Here is a 12,237-nt window from a genome sequence, read left to right as displayed (position 1 = left end):
CGTAGAGGCGGCGCGGCCGCTGGTGTTCGCCACCGCCTTCCTGCTGGTGACGATCGTGGTGAGTTTGAATCTGGCGGCGATGGGTATCCGCCATTCGTTGAGGGAGCGGTACCGAGCATGGTCGCAGTAACAATGACGCTATTTTTGGGGAGTGCGTAATGGGTTTGATGACGCCAGGCAGTTTGCCCCGGCTGGATGTCCAGCATCTCGACGATGAACAGACCGCGCTGGCGGTCAACGGCCTGAACCTGTTTTATGGTGACAAGCAGGTGTTGCACGATATCTCGTTACGCATCCCGAAACACCGGGTGACGGCTTTGATTGGTCCCTCGGGCTGCGGCAAATCGACGCTGCTGCGCTGTTTCAACCGCATGAACGATCTGGTGGACAACTGCCGCATCGAGGGCGATCTACAGCTGAACGGCGCGGCGATCTCCGGCGCGCAGATCGACGTGGCGGCGCTGCGGCGGCGGGTGGGCATGGTGTTCCAGCGGCCGAACCCGTTCCCGAAATCGATCTATGAAAACGTGGTGTACGGCCTGCGGCTGCAGGGCGTGCGCGACCGGCGCTTGCTGGATGAAGCGGTGGAGCGTTCGCTGCGCGCCGCCGCGCTGTGGCATGAGGTGAAGGACCGGCTGCGCGAAAATGCGTTCCGCTTGTCCAGCGGCCAGCAGCAGCGCCTGGTGATCGCGCGCGCCATCGCCATCGAGCCGGAGGTGTTGCTGCTCGACGAGCCGACCTCGGCGCTGGATCCGATCTCCACGCTGACCATCGAAGAGCTGATTTCCGCACTCAAGCAGCGCTATAGCGTGGTGCTGGTGACGCACAACATGCAGCAGGCGGCGCGCGTCTCCGACTACACCGCCTTTATTCATCAGGGCCGGCTGGTGGAGTACAACGACACCGATGCCATTTTCACCTCGCCGCGCCAGCGCCGCACCGAGGATTATATTACCGGGCGGTATGGGTGAGGCCGTTTGGGCTATGAACAAACGAAAGGCTGCACAACCGTGCAGCCTTTTGTCTATCAGGGGCGTCAGTAATTTTTGCGAATGCGGATCGCTTCTTCTACCCACTCAGCCAAATTGTCTTTTATATGGTTATAGACATTGGTGCTGGTCGAATAAGGCGGATCGTAGGCTTTGGCGATTGTGGAAAGCTTTGCGTCACCCAGCTTAATGTAATCCAACGGGTTTTTACCTTTCGTGGTTTGGTCGCCGGCGCTGTCTTTCAAATTGTGTATATACACCACCAGCACGCCCATGCCTTTTTTCCAAGCCTCGCATATTTCGAAATTAATCCATTTGCGATCAGCGGTATCTTTACCAGCGAGAATCACGGCGCAGCTGCGATTGTCCAACTGGCCCTTGATCCAAGCGGCGATGGCGGCGTCACCGCCTTTTTTCACTTCCTCCCAATCGTTATCCGTGGCTGGCCGGTTACCTTCCAGCGAGCCCATTTCGCGTACCTGAGAAGCGCGCCAGTTGTCCGGCTCATAATGGAAACTGTAAAAACATTTTCTGGTCATCGGGGGTTATCCTTAGTAATGATATCGATAAGCGCCAACAGGCTTTTTTTCTTCTCCGCCAGGCTGCCCGGTTCGTTAAGCTGATCCAGCAGATTCATGGCGGCGGGGTTGCGGTAGTAGAGGGTTTCTTTCATTTCCTCCTTGATTTTCCGGTAGATCTCGGCGGATGCGCTGCCGGTACAACCGATAGGAATGCAGACGCAGCCTTGTTCCGTGGCGATCTGGTACTCTTTCAATAAACCGTCGGCCAGCACGTATTCGCCTTCGGCGTTGCGTTTGTTGCCGAACAAAAAGATTGCGATGCCGCTGAGCGAAATCATGTTCTGACGGTATTCGTGCCAAAGAGCCGGTAGGGTAATGCCGCCGCTGGCGAATTGGGGGAAAGGACGCAACACCAACTGGCTTTCGCTGATTTTTCCTTGGCTGTCGTAAATGGCTTCCAGTGCGCCGTTGATCACCGCCGTGCCTACGCCCCAGCCGAAACCGTTGACGATGCGATACTGTTTGCGGATAAGCAGGCGCGCCAGACGATGTATGAACTGGATGGACTCTTCACGGGCATAGGGCTGGTAGTTGTCGGCGCTGCCGGAGATAAACACCGTGCTTTTCTTGAACTGCGTTTCGATGGCATACAGCAGGTCAGTGATTTGCCGATAGTCATCCACCAACAGCGTTTGAATGCCGTAACGGCGCAGATCGTTAATCATCAAGCCTTGTTTGCGGCTGTTGTAGTCACAGGACGCCTGATCCTCGCTGCCGCTGTCGCCGAGCTGGACGCGCCGCATGATGCAGTAGTGGTTTCTCTGCCCTTCGCCGTACTGCGCGTAAAGGCGGCTCAACACATATTGCAGATTGGGATCTTCGAAGCTGAAACCGATAAACAGGAAGGTTTTAGCGGTCAGCTCCGCCATCAGCATGTTGATAAAAGGAAGGTGTGTACGGGAGTAAGTTTCGTATTGTTCGCGGGTGATAATCGCCTGGTTGGGATTTCTATAGTCACCATGCATTTTATATAAAACAACATCACGTTTGTGAATGTTATTGGTCAGGCTTTCCGGTGTGGTTTTAACGTCGCATACGCGATTATAGCGGGCATAGGTTTTTTCAATCAGGTCGTCGTAGTTGGTGGTCCAAAGTGACGCTATCGGTAATCTGGCGATAATCCGGTGGTTTTCTGTTTCTTCCGCCTGTTCAGCGAATTCTGTAATTATTTTTTGATTTATCTTATGTCTGTTGCCCTTTTCATTGAGGTGATACTGCGCCAGGGAAATAAGATCGCTCTCTTTTTCGATATCCAGCCCCAGTTCATAAGCGATATCGCCGATAAGCTCTTTCCAGCTAACGAAACCGGCGGGGATGGACAGCCCGGCGCCGGCGAACAGTGCGGCGCTGCCAGCTTTAATATCATTAACGTAATCACGAATAAACAGTTCTATATCACGGTTAAACATGAGGCTATTCCCGATATTGTTTTTCTTTATTGGTTAATTAATAACTATGTTTCTTATGAATTAATTATGCGAATAGAACTACCAAGATAAAAGGGTGAATTAACTTTGTAAACTCTGCTTGTTTGTTTTTGTCGATGTTGAACGTGTTATTTTTATATTGAATTTATTTGTTCTTACTATTCATTTTTTTAATTTTAATATTAATTAAATGCACTCTGGGTAATAAGCCGCAGTAGCTGTGGCATATGCGCATTTTTTCCGCATTGTGATTTAGATCAAACAAAATTAATTATCATTATCATTGATTGGCGGCATAAAATGTATATACTCCGCTAAGGTATGTAAATTAACGTAAATGGATGTATTTAAATGTGTGCATGGAAGCCGAGGATTTGGCCTGTGCTTTTGGCGTTTTGCAGCTCGGCATGGTGCGCAGAAATCACCAGCCCTGCCGATCGCGACAGCATTACCCAACAGCAGAAAACGTTGCTGGAACAGGCCCAGCAACAGCGCGAGGCGCTGCAAAATAACGTTGAATTGCCGGCGTTACCGCTGCCTGTGCCAGCCGCCGCAGGAGCGGTTTGCCAGCCGGTGCGGCAGATTGTTTTTGAGGGTGCCGAGCATCTTTCCTGGTCGGTGAAAGAAAGCCTGGCGCGCCCGTATCAGGGAAGCTGTCTGACGCTGGAGCACATCAACCGCCTGGTGCGTGAAACCACCAATGCTTATCTGCAACGCGGCTATGTCACTTCGCAGGCCTGGCTGCAGGAGCAGGATATCTCCCGTGGCGTGTTGGTCGTCAGCGTCAGCGAAGGGCGAATCGAGTCCATCACGCAGAGCGGCGAGCAGACGCCGGCGTTGAAGATGGCGTTCCCCGGCCTGGTCGGCGACGTATTGAATCTGCGCGATATCGAGCAGGGCATGGAGCAGCTCAACCGGCTGGCTTCGCAGCAGGTGACCATCGATATTCAACCTGGCGAGCAACCCGGCTTTTCCAAAGTAGTTTTGCTGCGTGGCGCCACGCACGCGCCGGTCTCTTTCTCTTTCGGCGCCGATAACAGCGGCCAGAAAAGCACCGGCACCGGGCAGATGAATGCCGGCGTGGTGCTGGACAACCCGCTGCGCCTGGCCGACCAGTGGTCGCTCTCCGCAGCGCGCAATAACGATTTCAGCCCACATCATCGCAGCCGCAGCCTGAACGGCAGCGTCACCTTACCCTATGGCTATTGGCTGTTCAGCTACCAGTACGCCTGGAACGATTTTTTCCAGCAGGTGCCATTCAACGGCGCGGCTTACCGCTATCAGGGCAATAACCAGACCCAGCGTTTGGGCGCCAACCACACGTTGCTGCGGGATGGCAAACGCAAGCTGGCCGTCGATATCGGCCTAGCGCGGCGCACCACGGAAAATAAGCTGGCGGGTGAACGGTTGGGCGTCAGCAGCCCGACGCTCAGCATTGCCAGCCTGGGCCTCAATTACAGCGCGGTCGCGGGCGGCGGCTATATGACGCTGAACCCGACGGTAAGCCGCGGGCTGCGCATGCTGGGCGCCACCGCCGACGATCCGGAGCGCGACGGAGCGCCGCGCAGCGAGTTCCGTAAGCTTGGCCTCAGCGCCAGTTATTTCTATCCGCTCGCACCCTCCCTCTACTACCTGACCTCGGCCTATGGGCAAACCAGCGCAGACAACCTGTATGCCGGGGAGCGCATTTCCATCGGCGGGCAATACTCGGTGCGTGGCTTTAAAGAGCAGTACCTGACCGGTAATCGCGGCGCCTACTGGCGCAATGAACTCAACTGGCAATGGCAGACCTTGCCGAGGCTGGGGGAGCTTTCTTTGACCGGCGCGTTAGACGCCGGCTGGCTGCAGGGGCGCGCCGGGCAGATAGACGGCGGCAGCGTCGTCGGGGCGGCGCTGGGCGCCACGCTAAGCGGCCGTTGGTTCAATCAGGCGGTCACCATCGGTAAACCGCTGACGCACCCAGACAGCCTGCAACCGGATCGTTGGGTGGCCTACTGGCAAGCCACCGTCACGTTATAACGCCAGCACACAGCAGGAGCGCCTCGGCGTTCAAAACAACATCCTTTCGAAGGAATGAATATGGATAAGCTCAATCATCCGCTGGCGCGGGGCGCCAGCTATTTGCTGATCTACCTGACGGCTTTCCAGCCGTTGCACCCGGCGTTCGCTGCCGGCATTACCGCCGCTAACGGCAATACGCAGGTGGTTATCAAGCCGGGCAACGTACCGGTGGTGAATATCGCCACGCCGAACGGTGCGGGCATCTCCCACAACACCTATAAAGATTTCAACGTTGGGCCACAGGGTGCCGTATTGAATAACGCCACACACGGCGGCAAAACGCAGCTGGGCGTGGAGATTTACAGCGCGCAGGGCAACACCTACCTGAAGGGAAAACCGGCGGAGTTGATCATCAATGAGGTGATCGGCGGCAGTCGTTCCGAGTTGCAGGGCAAGCTCGAGGTATTCGGCAACAAGGCCAACGTGATGATCGCCAACCCGAATGGCATCACCTGCGACGGCTGCGGCTTTATCAACGCGCCGGGCGTGACGCTGACCACCGGCAAACCGCAGTTCGACAAGCAGGGCGCGCTGGAAGCGCTGGAGGTGAAAAAAGGCGGCGTCACCATCGGCGGTAAAGGACTGGACGGCAGCGGTGCCGACTATGTCGATATCATCAGCCGCGCCACCGAGTTGAACGGCAAAATCAATGCACAAAATCTGTCGCTGACTCAGGGCGCCAACCGCATCAGCTTCAAGGACGGCAGCATCAAACCGCTCGCCGGTGAAGGCGCTAAGCCCCAACTGGCCGTGGATACCAAAGCGCTGGGCGGCATGTACGCCAACAAAATCCGCCTGGTGGCCAACGAGGATGGGGTGGGGGTGAACCTGAAAGACCTCACCAGCAAACAGCGGGATATTACGCTGAGCGTTAACGGTAACCTGGTGCTTAACGGCACCACGCACAGTAAGGGTGACCTCAATGTCAGTGCCAAGGGATTGCACATTACGCGGGGTACTGTCGTGCAGGCGGACGGCAACGCCACGCTGGCAGCAACGACGCTGGTGAATGACGGGCAAACCAGCACCAGCGGCGATATGCGTATCTTTGGCGACCATATCCGCAACGCGGGGGAAAACGCCAAGTTGCACGCCAATAAAAATATGTGGATCCAAAAGGATGCGCAGGGCAACAAGGCTAAATCCGTCGAGAACCGTTCGGCGAAAATCCTGACCAACAGCGGCGACTTGGTGATACGGACTGAGCAGCTCAATAATGTGCGGCAGACATTGGCGATTTCTGACCAAATAGAGCCTGTTGATCAAGAAGGAATGCGATTATTTGGTAGCGTATTCAATGCGTATAAAAACGGAGATATAAAAAACCGACAAGATCTTTATAAAGAAGACATGTCGAAGTGGGAGAAATGGCTGTTACCTTGCACGACATCGGAGGAATGTACTTATGCAAATCGGCACTTAGCTAATTGGATACTCGATGAGCGAGTTCGAACCCGCGTTACCTCTAATTCTTCTCCTGCCATTATAGCGTCTGGCAAAAACAGCTACATCAATGCTGGCTCATTGTGGAATGATGCCAGCCAACTGAAGGCGAAAGGAGATATGATCCTTACAGGTAATACCTTCAGTTCCATCAATCACGCCTTTGGTACAAAAGAACGCTTCAACAAATTTAAACCCGATACGGAAGCTTACATCCAATATGAAAAGCTGGGATGGCCTTACCCCCCATTAAGTTATGTCGATACCGGAGAGCGAGCTTTCCGTTGGAGTTATGACGGTATAATTGATGGCGGTATGGTCGCTGATGGCAATCTGACTGCAGACTTCAAGAATCAGATCGAAATCAGAACGGTGATGCCCAATGAAAGCCAATTAAACGACATCAATACGGCTGGGCGTCCGGAAACTATTAGGGCAAAGAATGTACTCCTGCATGCGGCTAATATCGTCAATACCGATGCCATCAGCGCGACAGGTAATATCACCGCTATCGCCGAAGACCGTATCGTGCTGGGTCAAGGTATCTTGTCTGCCGGCAAAGAGCTGAATTTGAGCGCCGGTAATACTATCGATGCATGGCAAAGCGAACTGAAAGGATTGGACATCACGCTTACCGCACGTACTGGCGAGATAAAAGTTCACACCAGTGAGAAGCCCAATTACTACCGTCAGGATGGTGTGCGTTGGCTGGGCAGTCTGCAGGCCTCTCGTGACCTGACGCTGACGGCGGGAAGCACCATTACGTTGCTCAATACGCTGCTGGCGCCACAAAGTCGTAACATCAGCATAACGGCTTCCGGTAGCATCTCTCTCATCAAAAATGATGCCGTTCTGATGCGCGATCGTCCCGGTGAATATCTGCCTTCAGACAAGCTGCAACACTACTTCAATGGCCTACTGAACACAGGAAAACTGAACGCCACGGGCTCGGTCTCACTCAATAGCGGCGGTTATTTGGCGCTGCGCGGTGTCAATATCAATGCCGGCAAGGATGTGATGCTGCTGGCCGGGCATAATGCCGACCTCAACTACCGGGCGCTGGGCGGTAATTATGGACATCTTTTTGCAACCTCACGCACTCCAGAGCTCGGTAGCAAGATACACGCTGGCGGCAACCTGCTGATTAACTCTGCCCGCGACATCGGCACCCAGGGCGGTACGCTTTCCGCCAACGGTAATATCACGCTGCTGGCCGGACAGAATCTATGGTTGTCTAACGTCGCCTATTCCGCTATCGATGCCGCTAACGACAACAACAAAGACGACCGCCATGTGGTCACTACCCTCAGCGCCGGGAAAAACCTGACCGCGGCGGCGAATAACCAACTGCTGACTTACGGTGCCAAGCTGACTTCCGGCGCTAACATGACGCTAACCTCCGGCGGCGATATGCGCTTCGAGGCATTACAAAACCACACTTACCGAGAAGGTGGCAACGAGTTCACCGAAACCCGTGCCCAGCAAGGGACCGAGCTGAATGCTGGTGGCCTGATGACGGTGATTTCCGGCGGCAGCATTTTGTTCCAGGCGACCAAACTGGTAGTGAAAGGGTTGGGGGCAAACTGGAAACCGCCGGTAGCGGTGACGGATTGGGGAAGCCGGATAGCCATTGCTGAGCAACAGCTTCAAAACGCACAGCAGCGTATCAATCAAGCCGAGCAGGACAAGAGCCTGGCTGAACAAGCGAAAAATAGTAAAAGCAATGAGTTAAATACGCTGCAGCGTGAGATTGGTACGTTAAAACAAAGACAAGCTGAGAGCATCAGGGAGGCTCAAGAGTTTTCCGCCAAGCATGGCAAGTTGATGGAAATTAACGATTGGGGATTATGGCAGCAAAGTGCAGCTATCGCAGCCGAAGGTATTGGCATCACCCATGAACTTTTAGAAAAAGAGAAGCGTGCGAATAGTCTTCCGAATGAAATAAATGCCGAGCAATCAGCGTTCAATAATGCGCAGCAGCGCCTTACTCAGGCCACGCAAGATCGCGATGGCGCACAATCACGTCTGGCAACCGCCCGCAATGAGGCGATAAGTAAAGGGGCGGATGAGGCCAAACAAAAAGCTCAGGTCGACGCCCACAACCAGGCTGAAGCCATGCGCGCCGGCAATATGGATATCGCCGCCAAGGGGGGCTATCTCTACGCCCAGGCGATGGAGGAGTCCAGCCACTACGAGAAAAAGGAAACCAAGCGCAAATGGTGGGGCAAGAAAACCGAGGTTAAGCAGACCCGCCACGATGTGATAAACAAGGTTACCGAGTTTACCGCCGCCGGCAATATCACGCTGATGAGCCGCGACGATAGCACTTATGAAGCCAGCAAAATCGCCGCCGGGCAAAACGCGCGCCTGACCAGCACGCATGGCCAGGTTCACTTCCGCGCGGTGAAAAACACCTCTTTCGAACAGACCGTCAGCAATTCGAAAGGCTTCTTTATCAAGCAGGCCAATAAAGGCTACGAAGACAATAAGTGGGTGCTGCCGAGCATTCATACCGGTGGCACCCTGACCGTGGAAGCCGCCAAGGGCGTCAGCGCCGATGTGAAGGTGAAAAACGGGCAGGCGCTGCAAAGCGCCATCGACGCCCTGGGGAATACGCCGGGCACCACCTGGGTCAAAGATCTGAACAAGCGCAACGACGTGCAGTGGAGCAAGGTCAAAGACGCTTACGACAGCTGGGATTACAAGAGCCAGCACCTGAACCCGGCGGTGGCAGCGGTGATCGCCATTGCGGCCGCGGCGGTGACCGCAGGCAGTTCATTGGCAGCCACGGCAGCCTCCAGCGTTTCCGGCGCCGTAGGCGGCGGGGCGATAACCAGCGGCGCGGTCACCGCCGGGATGTCTTCGTTGGCCTCCCAGGCGGCGGTGGCGCTGGTGGAGAACCAGGGCAACCTGTCAAAAACCCTGCAGGCGCTGGGCAGCAATGAAAACGTCAAGGCGACCGCCACAGCGATGGCGATCGGCGGCGCGCTCAATGGCTTCGACAGCGCGATGGGTTGGAGCAAGGACGCGGCGGGCAAACCGCTCAATCCAAACAACGTCAAACTGCCGCAGCTGAGCAACGGCGACTGGAGCAGGGTGGCGCAGCGGGTGGCCGGGCAATCGGTCATCAGCTCCAGCCTGAATACCGCCATCAATGGCGGCAGCTTCAAAGACAACTTGACCAATGCGCTGTTGGCGAACATCGGCAGCCAGGTTCAGGCCGAGGGCGCCAATCTGATCGGGGATAACGGCGAAGTCCTGGGCGCGGCCGGGAAGTCAGTCAGTCATGCGGTTGTGGCGGGCATCGCCGCGGAAATCGGGCGCGGTGACGGTAAAGGGGCTGCTGCCGGGGCGCTGGCGGCGGAGCTGGCCGGCGTTGTGATGCAGAGTACGCTGTTCGAACCGGCCAATCTCAACGAAAAAGAACGCCAGCTCTACCGTCTGCAGGAGGCGCTAAACGGCAATGAAGTAAAAGAGCAAACGGCACGAGTGATCGGGGCTTTGACCGGGGCGTTGGCAACGCATACACCGGAGGGCGCCTACAGCGCTGCGGACAGTGCACAGTCGATTTATCGCTACAACATGACCGAGCATATGTTGATGCAGTATGCGCTTGATAATCAGAAAGACATTTTGGCCGCTGGTAAAGGCGATGTTGCTGCGGCAAAACGTGTTGTGGCTCGCCGAGAAGCTGCCGCAATAGTGGCGACAGTAGGTGGTGGCGGTCTGGTACTTACTGCGGGGGGGATGACGCTGGTGGGAGCTGCGCCAGAATTGGTTCTGGCTGCAAGATTGGCGATTGCCGGTTGCAAAACTAACCCCGCGCTTTGCCTGAACCAAGCCGGTATTTATGCGGCGGATATTGTGGCACCTGAGGCCATCATTGGCACGGGCGCCGTAACGACCGGCAGCACATTGATTCTGGGTAAGACCGAAGACAGCGTGAGGAAGTTGAGCCGACAGCTGGTGAACGCTTCCGATGAATTATACAAAACAAAAACGTTCAACACTCAGCCGGTTGCCGATTTTATCAAAGGAGAAACAGCAGCCGGGGCGAATTTGTCGACTAAAACGGCAGATTATCTACGGGAAATACAGAAGGTTAACACTAACCAGTTGGTCAAGGTGTTTGACCCGAAACAGAACGAAAGTAAGCTGAACGTGTTTGGTCAGCAGTTTGAGCAGGTGTTAGGTGAGGGCGGCAGCAACAAGCAAGGTAATACAAAAGTGTTTGCCACTGAGAATTTATCGAAACAGGCGATCTTCGATTATGCGCAATCTCTTACCGGAGGGAAACCATTAATAGAAGTCAGAAAAGATGCACTATGGACGGTGGTTTTAAATGAAAAAACAGGTGAGAAATTAACTCTTAGAAGTGTTTCAAGTAGCAAGGAAGATACCAAAGCACGTTGGACGATTGATATCATAGATAATGAACACCTGAATGCGCTTCAAGGTAAAGTGAAAAAAAGAGTAGAAATCAAATTTCGATGAGGGCTACCATGTTGTATAGCGATGATCAATACAAACTGTTTAGTGAAGAGTTGGACGGTGCTTCCATTGGAACCGTATGGTCAGCTATGAGAGCTGATAATTTTGATAGGAATACATTGTCCTACGAAGATAAGAAAAACTATTTTTTCGATTTGATTCATCACCTTATGGCTGAAGGGAGAGTAAGGTTAGGCAAACATGGTCAATTCCTTGAGGGAGACATTGAAGAACAGTTAACACATTACAAGGCTGCATTCCCTAAGACAGAAGAGGAATGGAAAACAAAAAATGAAGATATTTGGTTCTATGAAGAGGAATGCCCTGGTGGTCTTGTTTGGATTCATGAAGACGGCTACCAGGATTGGACGTAGTTACTGATACTATCTGTAGAATGGTAATCTGTTAACAGATAATAAAAAGCCCGCAAAAGCGGGTTTTTTATTACGCAGCAATCAAAAATCAACACATTGATTTTATTTTATTTTTAAGGTTATTTGGTTTGCAATATATACGCATTGTGGAAATATTTGCTTTGATAATGAATATGGCAGAATATATTGCTTTGCAATATCTACGATGAAATTGGGTTTTATCGTCCCCGCCCCGAAACTCGCAACACTACCCCTACCAATAGCAATGCAGCGCCCGAGGCATAGAGCGGGAACCAGCGCGTCCACCAGAGCGGGGAAAACAGCGGTGCAGCGTTTGAGTTACTGACGGCGTAGTGGCCATAGAGATTCAGTGAAAACGCGATAATTAAAATAATAAGGCTAATAAAGATAAGTAAGCTTGATACTTTATGCATGAAATTTCTCGCTCGTAGGTAACATAAAATAGGTCTGAATTTTTATTTAATCTTACCCTTTTAATGTGATTCTGTTGTTAGCGTTACTCCGTTATGTGAGCGCATTCATAGAATACTTCCCTTTTTTCGGAAAAAGACAGTCCTATAAGGACGCATTATTTTCTCGGGTGATGGATGCTCTGTCATCTATTACACAACAGCATATGCCTTTGCATTTTGATGTTTGCGGATAATCTGTCTGTTCAAGCCTTGGCTCAGTTCTGTGACAGGAGAGCCGAACCTACAGTGAGACAGTGTAAACAGGAGAAGTAATATGGCGTCATCCGGTGCAATGAATATTCTCGACTTTGTTGAGGCGGGTGAAGGAAATGATTTAACTAACGCATTTCTTCGTCTTGCCAAGAAAATCAATGAGAATCCTAACCCGGTCTGGGAAT

The 12,237-nt window shown here is 53.2% G+C and carries 6 protein-coding genes; 4 read left to right on the top strand and 2 right to left on the bottom strand.

Features of this window, described 5'->3' with window-relative positions; all coding sequences use genetic code 11:
• The first annotated feature begins 158 nt into the window (after window positions 1-158).
• On the top strand, window positions 159-971 hold the full coding sequence (gene pstB / locus ADK28_RS05155) for a phosphate ABC transporter ATP-binding protein PstB (RefSeq protein ID WP_019452422.1): 813 nt from the start codon (window positions 159-161) through the stop codon (window positions 969-971).
• Between the two features lie 65 nt (window positions 972-1,036).
• Here the strand turns inward: pstB and ADK28_RS05150 are convergent, their stop codons facing one another.
• Both ADK28_RS05150 and ADK28_RS05145 read right to left on the bottom strand, forming a co-directional pair.
• A complete protein-coding gene (locus tag ADK28_RS05150; RefSeq protein ID WP_048795067.1) occupies window positions 1,037-1,528 on the bottom strand; it encodes a TIR domain-containing protein in 492 nt (163 codons plus the stop codon).
• Window positions 1,525-2,979 carry an SIR2 family protein gene (locus tag ADK28_RS05145; RefSeq protein WP_048795066.1) on the bottom strand — a complete coding sequence of 485 codons (1,455 nt, stop codon included), beginning with the start codon at window positions 2,977-2,979 and terminating at the stop codon, window positions 1,525-1,527. The genes ADK28_RS05150 and ADK28_RS05145 overlap by 4 nt, the downstream gene beginning before the upstream one ends.
• A gap of 369 nt (window positions 2,980-3,348) precedes the next feature.
• Between ADK28_RS05145 and ADK28_RS05140 the strand changes: the two genes are divergently transcribed.
• Genes ADK28_RS05140 through ADK28_RS05130 form a run of 3 tightly spaced genes read left to right on the top strand, consistent with a single transcriptional unit; the run spans window position 3,349 to window position 11,366 of the window.
• The gene (locus ADK28_RS05140) at window positions 3,349-5,016 is read left to right on the top strand and encodes a ShlB/FhaC/HecB family hemolysin secretion/activation protein (protein ID WP_048795065.1); all 1,668 of its coding nucleotides are present in this window, start codon (window positions 3,349-3,351) and stop codon (window positions 5,014-5,016) included.
• Window positions 5,017-5,076: 60 nt separating this feature from the next.
• Window positions 5,077-10,995: a DUF637 domain-containing protein gene (locus ADK28_RS05135; RefSeq protein WP_048795064.1), complete on the top strand. Its 5,919-nt coding sequence runs from the start codon at window positions 5,077-5,079 to the stop codon at window positions 10,993-10,995.
• An 8-nt stretch (window positions 10,996-11,003) separates the two neighbouring features.
• On the top strand, window positions 11,004-11,366 hold the full coding sequence (locus tag ADK28_RS05130; protein WP_048795068.1) for a DUF596 domain-containing protein: 363 nt from the start codon (window positions 11,004-11,006) through the stop codon (window positions 11,364-11,366).
• Window positions 11,367-12,237 lie beyond the last annotated feature (871 nt).

The organism is Serratia sp. 506_PEND, from assembly GCF_001076875.1.
In the GTDB taxonomy this organism is placed as follows: domain Bacteria; phylum Pseudomonadota; class Gammaproteobacteria; order Enterobacterales; family Enterobacteriaceae; genus Serratia; species Serratia marcescens.
Note: the sequence above shows the minus strand (reverse complement) of the source record. Positions and strands in the feature narration are given on the sequence as shown.

Coding starts and splice junctions, on each gene's coding strand:
- ADK28_RS05150 (WP_048795067.1), bottom strand. CDS start 1,528: ATGACCAGAAAATGTTTTTACAGTTTCCATTATGAGCCGGACAACTGG.
- ADK28_RS05145 (WP_048795066.1), bottom strand. CDS start 2,979: ATGTTTAACCGTGATATAGAACTGTTTATTCGTGATTACGTTAATGAT.
- ADK28_RS05130 (WP_048795068.1), top strand. CDS start 11,004: ATGTTGTATAGCGATGATCAATACAAACTGTTTAGTGAAGAGTTGGAC.
- ADK28_RS05135 (WP_048795064.1), top strand. CDS start 5,077: ATGGATAAGCTCAATCATCCGCTGGCGCGGGGCGCCAGCTATTTGCTG.
- pstB (WP_019452422.1), top strand. CDS start 159: ATGGGTTTGATGACGCCAGGCAGTTTGCCCCGGCTGGATGTCCAGCAT.
- ADK28_RS05140 (WP_048795065.1), top strand. CDS start 3,349: ATGTGTGCATGGAAGCCGAGGATTTGGCCTGTGCTTTTGGCGTTTTGC.